The sequence below is a fragment of the Oscillospiraceae bacterium MB08-C2-2 genome (assembly GCA_035621215.1).
Taxonomy (GTDB): domain Bacteria; phylum Bacillota; class Clostridia; order Oscillospirales; family Ruminococcaceae; genus WRAV01.
Map to the genome: position 1 here is coordinate 2,661,586 of CP141729.1, position 18,450 is coordinate 2,680,035.

Below are 18,450 nucleotides of genomic sequence, written 5' to 3' on the forward strand. Positions count from 1 at the left end.
TCCCATGAAGGAACTGATTTTACTTAAAAGCGGCGAGATCGCTCTCAAGGGCCTCAACCGGGCCAGCTTTGAGGATATGCTCATTAAAAACGCCAAATACAGTCTTTCCGATTTGGGAAGATTTAAATTCTATAAAGCCCAATCCGCTCTTTATTGCGAACCTACCGAGGAAGGGCAGGATTTGGACGAGGTTATGGTTCGCCTTTCCCGGGTATTCGGCTTTGCTGGGCTTTCCCGGGCGCTGATTGTGGAAAAGGATTTTGACGCTATCCGGGCGGCGGCACCTAACTATCTGCGGGAAACCCTTATGGCCGCCCGCACTTTTAAGGTGCAGGCCAAGCGTTCGGATAAAAAGTTTCCGTTCAATTCCCCCCATATCTGCCGGGAGCTGGGCGGCGATCTGCTGGAGCACTTCCCCCACCTGAAGGTGGATGTGGAAAACCCGCAGGTGACCGTGACTGTGGAGGTGCGGGATTTTGCCGCTTACATCCACACCGATCAGCAGCCGGGTGCAGGCGGTATACCCGTAGGCTCTGGCGGGCGGGCGGCACTGCTGGTTTCCGGCGGGATTGACAGCCCTGTGGCCGGCTATATGATGGCCAAGCGGGGGCTGAAAATCATTGGCGTCCATTTCGCAAGCCCGCCTTATACCAGCGACCGGGCCTTGCTTAAAGTGGAAAAGCTTTGTGAAATCACCAGCGACTATCTGGGCCGGGTTCGCCTGCATGTGGTTCCCTTCACCCGGATTCAAGAGGAAATCAAGGATAAATGCCCCGAGGATTATTTCACGCTGGTCATGCGCCGGTATATGATGAAAATCGCCACCATCATTGCACAATCGGAGGATTGTGGGGCTCTTGTCACCGGCGAAAGCTTGGGGCAGGTTGCCAGCCAGACCGTTCAGGCGCTGGCCTGCACCGATGAATCGGCCGGATTGCCGGTTCTGCGCCCGGTGATCGGTATGGATAAGGAAGAAATTATCCGCATTGCCCGGCATATTGATACCTTTGAAACCTCGATTCTGCCCTATGAAGATTGCTGCACCGTGTTCACCCCCCGTCATCCCCGCACCAAGCCCAAGCTGGCCGATCTGCTGGCTGTGGAGCAAAAGCTGGATGAAGAAGCCCTGATCCGGGAGGCTGTGGAAGGCACTGTGCTCAAAACCCTTTACCGCAAGTAAGTCTTTTCCTTCTCTTGATCGAAAAGGCTGCTCCAATAAATGGCCGCTTTTAAAAGGGCGGCACGCATTGCCCAATATGTATGTAGGAGGTACCCTAGGAGTGGTAGCTGAGATTGTATTAATCCCCTCTTCCGACAGCCTGTCTCTGGAGGAATGCGCCCAGATAACAGCCCGGGGCCTTGGCGCCATCGGAATCAAGGTGCGCCCGGAGACCAGTGTCTGCAAAGGAAAAGTGGAACTTCAAAGAGCAGTGGCCAAGGCTCTTGGCCGCAGCAATGTGGTTGTTGCCATCGGCGGTATGGACAGTCGCACCGATTACCTGACCAAATCGGTGATCAGCGGCGGTCTGGGGCTTCCCCTCACCACCGATGCCCGCTGCCTTGAAGCCATAAGAACCTATTGCCGCCGCACAGGCGAGCCCTTTTCCAGCGCGGAATCCGCTTTGGCCCAGCTCCCCAAAGGGGCTGTGGTTTTTGCACCCCAATATGGGAAAGTACCGGGATGTGCTCTTTCCGCCGGCAAGCAGCACATTATTATGATGCCCGATAACAAGCAGGAGCTGACCGCTATGATTGCCTCCCAGCTTCGGCCCTATTTGGGGGAGACAGCGGCTCCGGCCGGCCAGGTGGCCCACGTGGTGCGCACCTATGGTATTTCTCTTGAGGACTGCAAGCGCCAACTGGGCGATCTGCTGGTTTCGGCCAATCCTTCGGTTACCGTTCAGGCAGATCGTGGTGAAATGCTGGTGCGGGTTCAGGCAGTGGGAACCGATGCAGAAGAAGTCTGCGCACAGGCTCTGCGTCAGGTGGCTTCCCGGTTGGGCGATAAAGCCTATGGCATCGATGTGGAAAATTTACAGTCTGCTGTGGTGGCCCGCTGCCGCAAAAAGAATCTGGATGTGGCGCTGGCCGAATCCGGAACCGGTGGAATGCTCACCCGGCTGCTGGGAGAAACCCCGGGTGGCCAGGAGATTCTGCGCTACAGTGTTCTGGCGGAAGATGCCGAGCAGAAGGTGGGTAAGCTTGGTCTTGACCCCAAACTGCTGAAAAAGAAGGGCGATGTCAGCGAGGCTGTGGCTGTGGCCATGGCGGATGCGGCCCGCCGGAAAAACAACACCCGCTTGGGTGTAGCCATCACCGCAGGTGGGGCTGGCGGCCGCGCCTTGGGCAATGCCTTTATTGCAGTCTGCGATGAAAAATCGGTATTGGTGAAAAAGCTGGTTATAAACGGCGGGCGGGATTCCATGGTGGATGCGGCTCTTTCCCGCACACTGAATATGGTACGCCTGTTTGCCGACAGCCTGCCCGGCGTTTGCAAGGGCGCTGTTGCTCTGGCAGGTGCTCTTGCCGGAAAAATCAGCGTAACCGATGCAGAAGAAGAGGGCGGCGCTGCGGATGAGGCCGAGCTCCCTTGGTATAAAAGGCTGGCCGGCAACTTCGTTTTCCGAAAAACCGATACAGCGGGCGAGATTGTCCGCAAGGGCATTTTTATTGTGGCCATTCTGGTGTTTTTGGGTTCGGCCGGTTATTTTGTTAATTACTATGCAGGCAGTGCCGCCGCTAAAAAGCAGGCGGAGGATCTGAAAAATATCTTCCAGTATGGTGAAATGGATGAGGTCTCTGTTCCGGAGGATTACCCACAGGAATATCTGACCAAGTTTGTGGGGCTTTACAGCATCAACCCGGATGTTGTGGCTTATGTTAACATTCCGGATACCAAGGTGAGTTACCCCATTGTGCAGTCTGCGGATAACGATTATTACCTGCGCCGGGATTTCTATTCCAACAAGAACGATCACGGCATTCCTTTCATGGATTACCGTGTGGATATTGACCGACCCAGCGAAAATATGGTGATTTACGGCCACAATATGAAGGACGGCCAGATTTTCGGTGAGCTGATCCCTTATCAGCAGCTGGATTACTACCAGCAGCACCCGATTCTGGAATTCAGCACCTTGTATGAAGAAAGCCAGTATAAAATCTTTTCAATCTTCATCACAAACGCCTACAGTGCGCAGGGCTGGGTTTTTGATTATCACAATTTCATCAATGAGGATGATCGTGACAACCACCAGCAGTTCCTCAACCAGCTTCAGTGGCGCAGCCTGATCAACACCGGCGTGGATGTTACACCTGATGATCAGCTTCTTACCCTTTCCACCTGCACCTACGAGTTTCAGGATGCTCGGTTTGTGGTGGTGGCCCGTAAGCTTCGGGATGGCGAAAGTGCAAAGGTGGATACAGCCGCCGCCGTTCTCAACCCCAAACCCCTCATGCCGGATATCTGGTATAAGCTTTATACCTCCACCCGGCCGGATGTAGACCCCAAATCATGGAAATCTCCTTATGAGGGGCAGTATATTCCCGATGGCTTCAGCGGCAATGGAACCAGCCCCACCAACAGCACACCGCCGGTTGTTTCTTCCATGCCCGGCAGTTCAGGTGCTTCGGGTAACCCCGAAAGCACATCGGGTTCAAGCGGTTCCTCCGGCTCGGGCAGTGCTTCGCACAGCATTGAACCTTCTGAGTCTTCCGAGAGCAGTGCTTCCACCAATAAGAAGGAAATAGCGAAGCAGGCACTGGCAGAAGCCAAGCAGGCGGCCAAGGCGGCGCAGGTTGCGGCTGAAAAGGCTGAATATTCCTCCGCCCTTTCAACAGCCAAGAAATATCTGAAGGAAGCGGAAAAACAGTATAATATAGCTGTGAAAGCCGCTGAAAAAGCACAGGCAACCGATGTTTACGATGCCGTGGATGGAGCTTATGAAGCTTCGGAGGATGCTTGGGCCGCTGTGGAGCGGGCCCGGAAGGCAGTGAAGGCACTGGAGGAGCCCAGCTCCAGCCACTCTTCCAGTTCGAGCCAGCCCTCCAGCTCCAGTCAGCCCTCCAGCTCCAGTCAGCCCTCCAGCTCCAGTCAGCCCTCCAGCTCCAGTCAGCCCTCCAGCTCCAGTCAGCCCTCCAGCTCGAGTCAGCCCTCCAGTTCGAGTCAGCCTTCCAGCTCGAGTCAGCCTTCCAGCTCCAGCAGTGAGCCGGAATCCAGCAAAGAGCCGGAGCCTGATCCGGAACCAGAACCGGAAGGACCCTCCTCCAGTGCAGGTCCTGAGGTTGTTCAGGTTTATTCGGGCGGCAAAAAGGTGAGTGCCGATGCTTTGGATATTGTGGCTCGTGTTGTTCAGCAGGAGGTAGGAGCCGGCTTTAGCGAAGAGGCAATCAAGGCGCAGGCCGTGGCTTCTTATACATACATCCTCTACCACAACAGCACCGGTGTTGCACCCACTGTATCCATGGCCTCCAGCGTAACTGCCAAAGTGGAAAACGCAGTGGAAGAAGTGATCGGCGAGGCGGTCTATTATAAAAACAAGGTGGCATTTACCCCTTATCATGCCACCAGTGCGGGGATGACCACTTCCTCCCGGGCTGTTTGGGGGGGGAGCTACCCCTATCTGGTTGCGGTGGATAGCGAAGTGGATCAGAATGCTCGGAACTATGTGACCACAAAGACCTTTTCCGCCAGCGAGGTATCCAGCTTGCTGGATCAGAAGCTGGGCATTGATACCGATGGCACCGATCCCGATGAATGGTTTGAGATTTTAACCACGGTGGATGGGGGCTACAATGGCAACATGGCGGTCTGCGGAGTAACCAAAAGCCCTAAGACAGGGGCTGTGATCACCGGGCGCATTCTGCGGGAAAGTGTATTTTCTCTTCGTTCCGCCTGCTTCACAGTGAAGTATAACGCCAGCAAGGATCAGTTTGTCTTCACCACCTATGGCTATGGTCATGGTGTGGGAATGAGCCAGACCGGAGCCAACGGCTATGCCCAAGAGGGTTGGAGCTACAACCAGATTCTGGAACATTATTACCCCGGAACCTCTATTGCCTAGTGATGCATAAACTTGAAAAGGAGTGCCGGATGCAAACGGCACTCCTTTTTGTATTTTACAAAACCATAAAAAATTAAGGTTTATAAAAAACACAGTTTAATTTGGCATAGTAGCTATATAGAAGCCCTCGTGGATCCGTTTTCTTTATAGGATTCAGAAAAAAACTTTTAAATATTGAGTTTCCTATTGACTGCCTTTTGAATACATGATATGATAACAAACAATTTAACACAACCAATTGCGTAGAAGGGAAATAGTACCCAATTTACTAGAAGCACAGAGAGGGCCGGGATGCTGAGACGGCTCGTGAAGGTGAATCGGAGAACTCATCCCGGAGCAGCAGGCGGAACACCCTTTGGGTTATTATGTCGTGCCGGAATTCCACCGTTAAAGGGAACGTGATATCGGAGGCCAAGATTTTGGTGCTCCCGTATTGTAGTAGAGTGCATGCCTTTTGGGGTATGAATTCAGGTGGTACCGCGAAGCTATAGCCTTCGTCCTGATTTTTTCAGGACGAAGGCTTTTTGTTTTGCATTTTCCATTTCTATGCAGCTGATCTCAACACAAACAGGAGGAAGCGATTATGTCTTACGAGAACAACCGCATTATTATTTTTGATACAACCTTGCGCGATGGCGAACAAACCCCCGGTGTAAACCTGAACCTTTCTGAAAAACTGGAGATTGCCCGCCAGCTTGAAGCACTTGGCGTGGATGTGATCGAAGCAGGCTTCCCGGCAGCCTCTCCCGGCGATTTCGAGGCGGTGCGGGGTGTTTCCCAGAATGTAAGCTGCTCGGTGGCCGCTCTGTGCCGCTGTGTGCCCGATGATATCACCAAGGGCTGGGAGGCAGTCAAATACAGCCAAAAGCCCCGCCTGCATGTGTTTTTGGCTACCAGTGACATTCACATGAAGTATAAGCTGCGCATGGAGCCCGATCAGGTGCTGGCCCGTGCGGTGGAAGGCGTTAAGCTGGCCAAAAGCTTTTGCGAGGATGTGGAATTTTCCTGCGAGGATGCCAGCCGCAGCACCCCGGAATTCTTATACCGCATACTGGAGGCTGTTATTGAGGCCGGTGCCACCACGGTCAACATTCCCGATACCGTGGGCTACGCCATGCCGGAGGAATTTGGTGAGCTGATTGCCGGTATCCGGGAGAATGTGCCCAACATCGACAAAGCCATTATCAGTGTTCACTGCCACAACGACCTGGGGCTGGCGGTTGCCAATACTATCTCGGCTCTGCGCAACGGCGCAAGGCAGATCGAAACCACCATCAACGGCTTGGGTGAGCGTGCCGGCAACTGCTCCATGGAGGAGGTTGTCATGGGAATTACCACCCGAAGCGGCTATTTCGGTTTGGAGCACGGCGTGGATACCACCCGCATTTACCGCACCAGCCAGCGGGTTGCCAAGCATACAGGGGTACCGGTTCCCGTCTGCAAGGCCATTGTGGGTGCCAACGCATTTGCCCATGAATCCGGCATTCACCAGCATGGGGTGCTGGCCAATCCCATGACCTATGAGATCATGACCCCCCAATCGGTGGGCAAAACCGAAAGCACCATGGTGCTGGGTAAGCTTTCCGGCCGCCACGCCTTCAACGACCGTTTGGAGAGCATGGGCTATAAGCTGACCAAAGAAGAGATTGACACCGCCTTCCAGCGCTTCAAGGAGCTGGCCGACCGGAAAAAGAACATCAGCGACGACGATTTGGAAGCACTGGTCAGCCAGCGTGTATCCGATGTGCCGGATTACTACAAGCTGGAGACCTTCCAGATTCAAAGCGGAAACAAAATGCAGGCCATGGCCAGTGTGACCTTGATTCATGAGGAACAGGAAATCACCGAAGCGGCCACCGGGGATGGACCTGTGGATGCTGCCTATAACGCAGTGGCCCGTATCGTGGGTGGAGAGTGGCCATTGGCGGCATATGATATCCGCGCTGTTACAGAGGGTATGGATGCACTGGGTGAGGTTACAGTGCGCATCAAGCAGGGCGAGCGGCTGTATACCGGCCGGGGTCTTGCTCCCGATGTAATCGAAGCCTCGGTGAATGCCTATGTCAACGGCATCAACCGGGCATTTGCCAGCAAGGCAAGAGAAGAAATCTAACCCCTGTAAAAGGGTATCTTGGTGGGAAAGAGGGAATAGTACGATGGGAATGACGATGACACAGAAAATTCTGGCCGCAAGGGCAGGCCGCGAGCAGGTATCGGCCGGTGAACTGCTGGAATGCAACTTGGATCTGGTGTTCGGCAACGACATCACCTCCCCGGTTGCCATTGATGAGTTTTATAAAATGGGGGTAGGCAAGGTTTTTGATCAAAAGAAGATTGCCTTGGTTCCCGATCATTTCACCCCCAACAAGGACATTGCCGCCGCAGGACTTGCCAAAAAGACCCGGGAATTTGCCCGGAGCATGGGCATTGTCCACTATTTTGAGGTGGGCAAGGTGGGCATCGAACACGCGCTGCTCCCCGAAAAGGGTTTGATCGTTCCCGGGAGCACCGTCATCGGGGCCGACAGCCACACCTGCACCCATGGGGCGCTGGGGGCTTTTGCCACTGGGGTAGGCTCCACCGATATGGCGGCGGGCATGGCTACCGGCAAGGCTTGGTTCAAGGTTCCCGAGGCAATTAAAATTGTGATTCAGGGCAAAAAGCAGCCGTATGTTACCGGCAAGGATGTCATCCTTCACCTGATTGGCATTCTGGGTGTGGATGGAGCCCGGTATCGCTCACTGGAATTCACCGGTGACATTGCTTCTCTGACCATGGATGATCGCTTCACCATTTCTAACATGGCTATCGAGGCGGGTGCCAAAAACGGCATTTTCCCTGTGGATGCCGCCACCTTGGAATACATTGCGGCGCACGGCGGCAACACCGGCACGACCTACCAAGCGGATGCAGATGCCTCCTATGTGCAGGAAATTGTCATCGATCTGGAAAAGGTTCCTCTGACCGTGGCCTTCCCCCATCTGCCTGAAAACGCCCGTACTATTGGGGAGGCGGAGGCTCTGCATATTCCGATTGATCAGGTGGTCATCGGCTCCTGCACCAACGGCCGTATCGACGATATGCGCATGGCGGCGGAAATCCTGAAAGGCCGCAGCGTATCCGGGGATTTGCGGTGCATCATCATCCCCGCTACACAGGAAATCTGGAAGCAGTGTGTGGATGAGGGTCTCATGAACATTTTTGTGGATGCGGGAGCGGCGGTTTCCACCCCCACCTGCGGCCCCTGCCTTGGCGGACACATGGGCATTCTGGCCGAAGGGGAAAAATGTGTCTCCACCACCAACCGCAACTTTGTGGGCCGTATGGGGCATGTCAAAAGTGAAATTTATCTGGCCTCCCCGGCTGTGGCGGCAGCTACAGCGGTTAATGGCTGGCTCTGCGGCCCCGAGGCTCTGTAAAAAAATGATCTGAAAGGTGGAGGACTACCCATGAAATGCAAAGGCTTTGCTCATAAATATGGAGATCACATCGATACCGACGTGATTATCCCGGCTCGTACTCTCAACAATCCCGACCCGGCCTCTTTGGCCTCCCACTGCATGGAGGATATTGATACCGATTTTGTTAGGCGGGTGAGGCCCGGCGATATTATGGTGGGCGGCCTCAACTTTGGCTGTGGCTCCAGCCGTGAGCACGCCCCCATTGCCCTCAAGGCTTCGGGGATTAGCTGTGTAATCGCCGAAAATTTTGCTCGTATCTTTTTCCGCAACGCCATCAACATCGGTTTGCCGGTTCTGGAATGCCCGCAGGCCTCCAAGGCCGCTCAAATGGGGGATGAAATGGAAGTGGATCTGGATAACGGCAAAATCCACAACCTGACCCGGAACGAAAGCTACACTGCCGTTCCCTTCCCGCCCTTTATGCAGAAGATCATCACCGCCGGTGGGCTGGTCAATTACATCAAGGCCGATCTGGAAGGGAGCGCCGCCCAATGAAAAGCTATCGCATTGCGGTTCTGCCCGGCGACGGCATCGGCCCCGAAATTGTCGCGCAAGCCACGGCGGTGCTGGAGGCTGCAGCCAAAAAGCACGGCTTTGAAGTGGAGCTGACCCAAGGCCTGATCGGCGGTTGCGCCATTGATGCCTGCGGCAACCCCCTCCCCCAGGAAACCATTGACCTGTGCAAAGGCTCCGATGCCGTTCTGTTGGGTGCGGTGGGCGGCCCCAAGTGGGACAGTATTTCGCCGGAGATTCGCCCGGAAAGAGGCCTGCTGGGCATTCGGGGTGCTTTGGAGCTGTTTGCCAACCTGCGTCCGGCACTGGTCTATCCTGCACTGCGGGGGGCTTCTCCCCTCAAGGATGAAATTCTGGGGGATGGGCTGGATATTCTGGTGGTGCGTGAGCTGACCGGCGGCATCTATTTCGGTGAGCGGGGCAGGCGTTCGGTGGAGGGCATTCCCGCCGCCTACGATACCGAGCAGTATACGGTGCCGGAAATTGAACGCATTCTGCGGGTTGCCTTTGAGATGGCACGCAAGCGGGGCGGCAAGCTCTGCTCGGTGGATAAGGCCAATGTGCTGGAATCCTCCCAGCTGTGGCGGGAAACCGCCAACCGGCTGGCGGCGGACTACCAGGAGGTGGAGCTGAGCCATATGTATGTGGATAACGCCGCCATGCAGCTGGTGCGAGCACCCCGCCAGTTTGATACCGTTGTAACCAACAACATTTTCGGGGATATTCTTTCGGACGAAGCCTCCCAGATTACCGGCTCCATCGGTATGCTGCCCTCGGCTTCTCTCAGCGCCGGAAAGCTGGGGCTTTATGAGCCCATTCACGGCTCTGCCCCCGATATAGCGGGCAAGGATATCGCCAACCCCATTGCTACCATTCTTTCGGTGGCTATGATGCTTCGGTATTCACTGGAAGAGCCGCAGGCGGCCGATACCATCGAAGCGGCGGTCAATGCTGTTTTGGATAGCGGCAAACGCACCGCCGATCTGGCTGCTCCCGGGCAATCGGCTTTGGGTACTATTGCTATGGGCAAGGCCATTCTTTCCGCTCTGTAAAGTGAATTTTGCCGGAAAAGGAAAAGAATAATTGACAAATTTTCCAATAAAAGATATAACAGAATAATATAGTTTCTTTACCCCCAAAACCGTATGGGCTTTCAAACAGGTTATTCTATATTCAGACAACAGGAGAAGAGGTGTCCTATGATTTCTGGAGCACAGGCAATGGTGCAGTGCCTCAAGGAGCAGGGTGTTCCGGTGGTGTTCGGCTATCCGGGCGCAACCATTGCACCTTTTTATGATAAACTGCTGGGCTCTGGCATCCGCCATGTTTTAACCCGCACCGAGCAGGGCGCCGGCCATGCCGCCAGCGGGTATGCTCGGCTTTCCGGCTCTCCCGGGGTCTGTATTTCCACCTCGGGGCCGGGTGCAACCAATCTGTTCACCGCCATTGCCACCGCCTACAGCGATAGTATCCCGCTGGTGGCCATCACCGGGCAGGTTGCCACTTGGCAGCTGGGCCGGGATGTTTTTCAAGAGGTGGATACCACCGGAGCGGTGGAGCCCTTTACCAAATACACCTATCTGGTCAAAAGCGCTGACGACATCGGCCGGGTATTCCGGGAGGCCTTCCACATTGCCTCCACCGGGCGCAAAGGCCCTGTGCTCATCGATGTGCCAGTGGATGTCCAGCAGGCGATGACCGAATTCGTTTACCCCGAGAGTGTCAGCATCCGGGGATATAAGCCTCGCACACAGGGGCATCCCTTGCAGGTTCGCAAGGTTGCCGAGGCCATTCGAACCGCCCAGCGCCCGCTGATTTGCGGCGGCGGTGGAATCTTCCTTTCCGAAGCACAGGAGCTGGTGGGCCGCCTTTGCGAGCAAACAGGCATCCCGGTGGTTTCCACCCTTATGGGGGTGGGGCTGATGCCCCAAGAGCATCCGCTTTATTTTGGGATGCTGGGCCAGAGCGGCACCAAAACTGCCAACACCGCCATCCGGGAAAGCGATCTGCTGATTCTGGTGGGCGCCCGGGTAGGCGATCGGGCCATTACCCGCCCCGACAAGCTCCAGTCTCATGCAACCATCGTCCACATTGACATTGATTCCGCTGAAATCGGCAAGAATGTGGGCACCACCATTCCCCTGGTGGGGGATGTTACCCAAGTGGTGGAGCAGCTTTTGGCGCTGGAACCGGTCAGCGACTGCAAACCATGGCAGGAGCGGCTTGGGGAGATGAAAAAACAGGAGTCAGAAGCCCGCCAAAGCAGGCCTGCACCCAAAAGCGGAGTGGAGCCCAGTGCTTTTGTTCGTGCTCTGTGCAAAAAACTGCCGGAAAATGCTGTTTATGTGGCAGATGTGGGCCAGAACCAGATATGGTCGGCCAAGAACTTCTGCGGGAGCGGGCGCTTCCTCACCACAGGCGGCATGGGCACCATGGGTTACAGCATTCCCGCGGCATTGGGCGCTAAACTGGCGGCTTTCGACCGCATGACGATCGCTGTCTGCGGGGATGGCTCCTTCCAAATGTCCATGAACGAGCTGGCCACCATGTGCCAGCATGATATACCCATTAAGGTGATTATTCTGCGCAACGGCAAGCTGGGCATGGTGCGGGAGATTCAGTCCCGGGCCTATGGCGGCCGTGAAATAGCGGTAGAGCTTTCCGGCAGCCCCGATTTCGGCAAGATTGCCGAGGCCTATGGCATTGCCCACGCCAGCGTGGAGCGGCCGGAGGAGCTGGAAGCCGCCTTGGAACAAATGCTGCAAAACGACAGCGCCTTCCTGCTGGAATGCGCCGTTGACCCGGAGGAGGGAACCGCTTGAAAACCATAGTATCTGTATTGGTGGAAAACCGTTCGGGAGTTCTCTCCCGAACTGCCGGGCTGTTTGCCCGCCGGGGCTTTAACATTGAAAGCTTGGCGGTTGGTGAAACCGAGGATCCTACCGTTTCCCGCATGACCATTGTGGTGGAAGGGGATGACCGCATCATCGAGCAGGTGAGCAAGCAGCTCAACAAGCAGGTGGATGTGATCAAAGTGCGGGAGTTGCCCGCCGTGTCTTCCACTCGCCGGGAGCTGGCCCTCATCAAGGTCAACGCCACGCCCAAAAACCGGGGCCAGATTAATGAGCTTGTGGAAATTATGAAGGCCAAGATAGTTGATATTTCCCCCGCCACCCTCACCATTGAAATTGCCGACCGCCCCGAGCGGGTGGGCCAGCTGCTTGAAATGGTGCTGCCCTATGGGGTGGTTGAAATAGTCCGCACCGGCATGATTGCTCTGCATAAGGGCAGTGAAGCCATTGGAATAGTTGAATAGAATAAAAGATCAAAAAACAGGAGGTAGCGAAATGGTACAGATGTTTTATGACAAGGACTGCAACATGGATTTATTGAAGGGTAAAACTGTAGCGATTATCGGTTACGGCAGTCAGGGTCACGCCCATGCCCAGAACCTGCATGAGAGCGGTGTAAAAGTAGTGGTTGGCCTGCGTTCCGATTCCCCCCGCTGTGAGCAGGTAAAGAAGGATGGCCTGACCGTAATGGAAACCGCAGCCGCAGCCAAGGCCGCCGACATGATTATGATGCTGACCCCTGATGAGGTTATGCCCGATATCTATAAAGAAAGTGTACTTCCCGGCTTGGAAGAAGGCAACATTTTGGCCTTTGCCCATGGCTTTTCTATCCACTTCAACCAGATCGTACCCCCCTCCAATGTTGATGTTGTTATGATTGCCCCCAAAGGCCCCGGACACACCGTTCGCAGCCAGTATCAGGAGGGCAAGGGCGTTCCTTCTCTTATCGCCATCCAGCAGGATGCCTCCGGCCGTGCAAGAGATTTTGCTCTGGCTTATGCCTGCGGCATCGGCGCAGGCCGTGCAGGCATCATCGAAACCACCTTTAAAGAGGAAACCGAGACCGATCTCTTTGGTGAGCAGGCTGTTCTCTGCGGCGGCGTAACCGAGCTGATGAAGGCTGGCTTTGATACCTTGGTGGAAGCCGGTTATTCCCCTGAAATGGCTTATTTTGAGTGTGTTCATGAAATGAAGCTGATCGTTGACCTGATTAACAGCGGCGGCTTTGCCATGATGCGCTATTCCATCAGCAACACCGCTGAATACGGCGATTATGTCACCGGCAAGCGCATCATCACCGAGGATACCCGCAAGGAAATGAAAAAGGTTCTGCGTGAGATTCAGGATGGCACCTTCGCTGGCAAATGGATCACCGAAAACCGTGCCGCTGGCAAGGCCAACTTCTTGGCAATGCGCCGTGTGGAAGCCGCTCACGGTGTGGAAACCGTTGGCGCAAAGCTCCGCAAGATGATGAGCTGGCTCAAGAAATAGGCTTATTGCTTAAAGAGTGTAGGAAAGGCCCTTCTCCTGCGCTCTTTCCCTTCAAAGGGGTTCAAGTCCATTATGGTACTACGTCAAACGCATGGAAATCTTCTAGGAAATAGAGAGACCTGAAAGTGGCCTGCTTTCCGTAATTCCTCGAAGGCGAATTCATTTCGCCGCAGATTTCCTTAACTCGCTCCCGTCCCCGGGGGCGAAACCGGGGGTACCGGGTACCCGCCCGTGAAGGTAAACGCTTTATGCGTTTGCCTTGGTATTGGAGGTAAAACAACTTGCAACAATCCGAAAACAGCCGGCAGAAGCTGGCTTCGCTGGTGATCTTCCGGGGTTTGCTGAAAGACCCGGCAGTCAGTGCCTTCCGGGAACTGCTGGCGGGGGAAAATCTGCCGATGCTCGAGCGCACCGAAAAGGCGGCGGAGCTTTCTCATTTGCTGCTGGAAGCAGGTCAAAGCTGGAGCGGTTATCTTCTGCAAAGGGCGCTGTGGGATGAAAACCCTTATGTAACCGGCAAAGCCGCAGGCAAAGAGTTTTCTGCTTCATTGGAGACGGCGCTGGGCGCTGAGCTTGTCATTTTGGAGGAGTTGGGGAGCATCACACCCGAAATGCTGGGTGTTTCGTTGCCTTTGGGCTGGCAAACCGAAGCATTGGATTTTGCCGCCGCTTATAGCCGCCAGCTTGCCCGCATCGGCGAGGCGGGTTATGGAATTTTTGCCCGGCATCACATGTTCCTGCTGGGTGAAGAGGCGCTGATCCCGGTGGTTCATCCCGATTCGGTGACACTGGAAGGCCTTACCGGCTATACAGAGGAGCGGCAGGCGGTTATTGATAATACCGTTGCCTTGCTTGAGGGCCGACCGGCCGCCAATGTTCTCCTGTATGGCGACAGCGGCACCGGAAAATCCACCTGTGTCAAGGCGGTTGCTAACAGCCTGCGGGAAAAAGGCCTGCGCCTTATTGAGCTGCGCAAGGATCAGCTGGGCCAAATCCCCCTGCTGATTGACCGCCTCAGCGGCAATCCCCTCAAATTCATTCTGTTTATTGATGATCTTTCCTTTACCGGAGAGAGCGATCATTTTTCCTCACTCAAGGCAATTTTGGAGGGAAGTGTTTCCGCACGCACCGCCAACATGGTGATTTATGCCACCAGTAACCGCCGCCATCTGGTGCGGGAGACCTTTTCCCAGCGGGATGGGGATGATGTACACATCCGGGATACGCTGGAGGAGCTTGGCTCTCTGAGCGAGCGCTTTGGCCTGACGATCACCTTTTTGCGCCCTGACCGAAAGCTGTATCTGGAAATTGTGGAGCGCTACTGCATCCGCCATAACCTTGTTTTTGACGAGGCTATGGCACAAAGGGCCGAGGCCTATGCCCTGAGCCGGGGCGGACGAAGCGCCCGCACTGCCCGGCAATTTATTGAAAACGCCGCATCCCGGCTGTCGGCAAATGAGGAGGAGCCTGTATGAACCTGCGAAGCGACAATGTAACCAAAGGGGCGGAGCGTGCCCCCAACCGCAGTCTGTTTTATGCCTGCGGCTTTACCAAGGAGGAGCTGGAGCGTCCCCTCATCGGGGTAATCAGCGCCTTCACCGAGGTGATTCCCGGCCACATCCATCTGGATAAGCTGGCAGAGGCCGCCAAGGCCGGAATACGCATGGCGGGGGGAACCCCGGTTATGATGCCTGCCATCGGTGTATGCGATGGCATTGCTATGGGTCATGAAGGCATGAAATATTCTCTGCCCTCCCGGGAGCTGATCTGTGATTCGGTGGAAACCCTTGCCACTGCCCACGGGATGGATGGTCTTGTGTTGGTTCCCAACTGCGATAAAATCGTTCCCGGCATGCTCATGGCCGCTGCCCGGCTGAATATTCCTTCCATTGTGATCAGCGGCGGGCCTATGCTGGCAGGCCGCCACCGCAAGCGGGATGTCAGCCTTTCCCAGACCTTTGAGGCGGTGGGTGCCTATAAAGCGGGCCTCATCGATGAAGAAGAGCTGGGCGAATACGAGCGGGATTGCTGCCCCGGCTGCGGCTCCTGCGCCGGTATGTATACCGCAAACAGCATGAACTGCCTCAGTGAAGCCATTGGTATGGCCTTGCCCGGCAACGGCACCATCCCCGCTGTTTCGGCAAAGCGTACCCATTTGGCCAAGGCCGCCGGTATGCAGATTATGGAGCTGGTGCGCAACAACATCTGCCCCCGGGATATTCTGACTCCTAAATCCTTTGCCAACGCTTTGGCGGTGGATATGGCTCTGGGATGCAGCAGCAACAGCGTTCTGCATTTGCTGGCTATTGCGGGTGAGGCAGGTGTCCCCATGAATCTGGAAACCATCAATCAGATCAGCGCCCGTACCCCCAACCTGTGCCATCTGGCCCCTGCAGGTGAGGATCACATTGAGGATTTGGATGCGGTGGGCGGTGTTCCTGCGGTGATGGCAGAGCTTTCTAAAAACAAGCTGCTGGATTTAAAGCTGATGACCGTTACCGGCAAAACGGTGGGTGAGAACCTTGCTCGCTTTACCGGAGCCGACGGGCAGATAATCCGCACCATTGGCCACCCCTACAGTGAAACCGGCGGCATTGCTGTTCTGTGGGGCAACATTGCCCGGGATGGCTGTGTGGTCAAACGTTCGGCTGTGGCCCAGGAAATGCTGGTTCACAATGGCCCGGCTCGGGTTTTCGACTGTGAAGAGGATGCCATAACCGCTATTTATGATGGGAAAATTCGAGCAGGCGATGTGGTTGTCATCCGCTACGAAGGCCCCAAAGGCGGCCCCGGTATGCGGGAGATGCTCAACCCAACCTCCGCTCTGGCGGGTATGAAGCTGGATAAACAGGTGGCCCTGATTACAGACGGGCGCTTTTCCGGTGCATCCAGAGGCGCTTCCATCGGCCATGTAAGCCCCGAGGCGGCGGCAGGCGGCGAAATCGGTCTGCTTCAGGATGGCGATGTCATTGAGATTAACATTCCCGCCGGTACCATTGATGTGGCCCTGGCCCCTGAGGAGCTGGAGGAACGCCGCAGCAGTTTTGTGCCCAAGGCGGCGGTAGCCCGCACCGGCTGGCTGGCCCGGTATTCCAAGCTGGTCAGTGCGGCCAGCAAGGGCGCTGTGATGCAGGCCTAGCAGTTTTTGGTTGACAGAAGCCGCCGGTCTGCGTATAATAACCTTACCCGCTGGCGAAATCAGAGATTTCGAGCGGGGCCCAAGAACATTGAAGCAACAAAAGACCGCCTATCGGCGGTAGGGGCTTTGCCCTTTAAAATGCTTCGCATTTTACTTTTGTGTTATAATAACCTTACCCAAGGCGCTTGCATTTTCTGCGGAAAATGCGAAAGTGTCTTTCAGCCACAAAGCGTCTCATGGGGGAACTAGTTCCCACATGATTCCCCTCCGGCCTCCGGCGGGGTTAAAGAGCAAAGGCTTGGAAACATAAGAATATTGGAGACCGCTCGTATGGCGGTAGAAGATTTGCTCTTCAAAATGCTTTGCATGTAATTTGTTTGTGGTAATGTATGTTATGACTGCCCTTGGGCAGTCTAAAGGTGAAAAGTTGGAAAGGCGAGCTGTATGATGCTATCTGTAAAAAACAATGGTTTGCGAATAGCCGAAACAATACCGGATATTATCCGGCTTATTTGGGCTGCTATCATTATTATTACAGACAGGCAAAGAGAAAAGCCTTTCCCGGCCGGTTGCTAGACTCCGGCAGATTTGGAAGGTCACGCTCTTTGTCTGATGCTTCGTGCGCAGATAAAGGGCGTTTTTGTTTTATTCACACTCTTTTGCGGCAATCCAGCAAGGAGTGTTATCCGATTTTTGAAAGTGAGTGTGACCCCATGGAACTAAAAAAGATTGAACAGGCCGCCCAGCGTTTGAAAGGGGTAATCCACCAGACCCCGGTGAATTCCTCTCGAACCTTTTCGGAGCTTTCCGGTGCCGAGCTGTATCTCAAGTGTGAAAATCTGCAAAAAACCGGCTCCTTTAAGGTGCGGGGAGCCTACAATAAAATCGCTTGCTTGGCCGAGGAAGGCCCCATTCCGCCCCTGATTGCTTCCAGCGCCGGGAACCATGCCCAAGGCGTTGCTTATGCCGCCACTGCTTTGGGGGCGCAGTCCACCATTGTGATGCCCCGCTCTGCTCCGCTGGCTAAGGCGGCAGCCACCGAAGGCTATGGTGCCAAGGTGGTGCTCAGCGGTGAATGCTACGACGAAGCCTATCAGCATGCCCTCCACTTGCAGGAGGAGCAGGGTGCCGTGTTTGTTCACCCTTTTGATGATGAGGCGGTGATTGCCGGGCAAGGAACCATTTCCATGGAAATTTTGCAGGCTCTGCCCACCGTGGATGCGGTGCTGGTGCCTGCGGGCGGCGGCGGCCTTTTGGCGGGCATGTCTGCCTGTATCAAGCAGATTAATCCCCGGGTCAAGGTGATCGGCGTGCAGGCGCAGGGTGCGGATGCACTGGTGCAGTCCTTTGCCGCCTGTGCCCTTCGCAACAGCGACAATGTAGCTACCATTGCGGATGGTATTGCTGTGCGCAATCCGGGTGCGCTGACCACCGAGCTGATCTGCCGCTATGTGGATGAAATGGTCACAGTCAGCGACGATGAAATCGCCGAAGCTATTCTCCTTTTGCTGGAGCGCACCAAGCTGGTGGTGGAGCCTGCGGGAGCGGCTTCTCTGGCGGCGGCCATCGGCCATAAGACCGACTTAGCAGGCAAACGGGTGGCCTGTGTGCTTTCCGGGGGCAACATCGATGTGGGCTTTATCCACCGGGTGGTGGAAAAGGGCCTTGTTACCAGAGGCAGGCAGATGAAGTTCCGTACGGTTATGCGGGATGTACCCGGTAGCCTGAGCCGCTTCTCGGACATCATGGCCAGCAGCGGTGCCAACATCATTATGGTGCAGCATGACCGGCTCAACTCCAACCTCCAATTGGGCGAAGCGATTCTGCACGTTGCTTGCGAGGTTTCCGGCCATGAGCACGGCAAAGCCTTGATCAAGCAGCTGGAGGCAAACGGCTATAAGATTCACAGGGGCTCCTGATAGTCCCCTGCA

Annotated in this window: 12 protein-coding genes and 1 other annotated feature; all 12 genes read left to right on the top strand. The window is 55.3% G+C overall.

The genetic code is table 11. The features are described 5' to 3' along the window. Positions 1-4: 4 nt before the first annotated feature. Entirely contained in the window at positions 5-1,180 is a 1,176-nt protein-coding gene (gene thiI, locus U6B65_12000) for a tRNA uracil 4-sulfurtransferase ThiI (GenBank protein ID WRS27042.1), read from the top strand. 100 nt (positions 1,181-1,280) lie between these two features. Beyond that, the gene (gene srtB / locus U6B65_12005; protein WRS27043.1) at positions 1,281-5,063 is read left to right on the top strand and encodes a class B sortase; all 3,783 of its coding nucleotides are present in this window, start codon (positions 1,281-1,283) and stop codon (positions 5,061-5,063) included. A gap of 234 nt (positions 5,064-5,297) precedes the next feature. Beyond that, positions 5,298-5,568 (top strand) — a binding site (T-box leader). Positions 5,569-5,646: 78 nt separating this feature from the next. Then, positions 5,647-7,176 (top strand): 2-isopropylmalate synthase, encoded by a 1,530-nt coding sequence (locus U6B65_12010; GenBank protein WRS27044.1) that lies wholly within the window; start codon positions 5,647-5,649, stop codon positions 7,174-7,176. A gap of 43 nt (positions 7,177-7,219) precedes the next feature. Beyond that, positions 7,220-8,482 (top strand): 3-isopropylmalate dehydratase large subunit, encoded by a 1,263-nt coding sequence (gene leuC, locus U6B65_12015; GenBank protein WRS27045.1) that lies wholly within the window; start codon positions 7,220-7,222, stop codon positions 8,480-8,482. Positions 8,483-8,512: 30 nt separating this feature from the next. Continuing rightward, entirely contained in the window at positions 8,513-9,019 is a 507-nt protein-coding gene (locus U6B65_12020) for a 3-isopropylmalate dehydratase small subunit (protein ID WRS27046.1), read from the top strand. Further along, a complete protein-coding gene (leuB, locus tag U6B65_12025; protein ID WRS27047.1) occupies positions 9,016-10,089 on the top strand; it encodes a 3-isopropylmalate dehydrogenase in 1,074 nt (357 codons plus the stop codon). Before U6B65_12020 ends, leuB begins: the two co-directional genes overlap by 4 nt. A gap of 147 nt (positions 10,090-10,236) precedes the next feature. Further along, positions 10,237-11,859 (top strand): biosynthetic-type acetolactate synthase large subunit, encoded by a 1,623-nt coding sequence (ilvB, locus tag U6B65_12030; protein WRS27048.1) that lies wholly within the window; start codon positions 10,237-10,239, stop codon positions 11,857-11,859. Beyond that, positions 11,856-12,353, top strand: coding sequence for an acetolactate synthase small subunit (ilvN, locus tag U6B65_12035; protein WRS27049.1), 498 nt, complete (start codon positions 11,856-11,858; stop codon positions 12,351-12,353). Before ilvB ends, ilvN begins: the two co-directional genes overlap by 4 nt. 31 nt (positions 12,354-12,384) lie before the next feature. Next, positions 12,385-13,380 carry a ketol-acid reductoisomerase gene (ilvC, locus tag U6B65_12040; GenBank protein ID WRS27050.1) on the top strand — a complete coding sequence of 332 codons (996 nt, stop codon included), beginning with the start codon at positions 12,385-12,387 and terminating at the stop codon, positions 13,378-13,380. A gap of 281 nt (positions 13,381-13,661) precedes the next feature. Further along, a complete protein-coding gene (locus U6B65_12045; protein ID WRS27051.1) occupies positions 13,662-14,855 on the top strand; it encodes an ATP-binding protein in 1,194 nt (397 codons plus the stop codon). Between the two features lie 2 nt (positions 14,856-14,857). Next, complete coding sequence (ilvD, locus tag U6B65_12050; GenBank protein WRS28953.1) at positions 14,858-16,519, top strand: dihydroxy-acid dehydratase; 1,662 nt, start codon at positions 14,858-14,860, stop codon at positions 16,517-16,519. Between the two features lie 713 nt (positions 16,520-17,232). After that, positions 17,233-18,438, top strand: a complete 1,206-nt coding sequence (ilvA, locus tag U6B65_12055) for a threonine ammonia-lyase (GenBank protein ID WRS27052.1) — start codon at positions 17,233-17,235, stop codon at positions 18,436-18,438. The last annotated feature ends 12 nt before the right edge of the window (positions 18,439-18,450 follow it).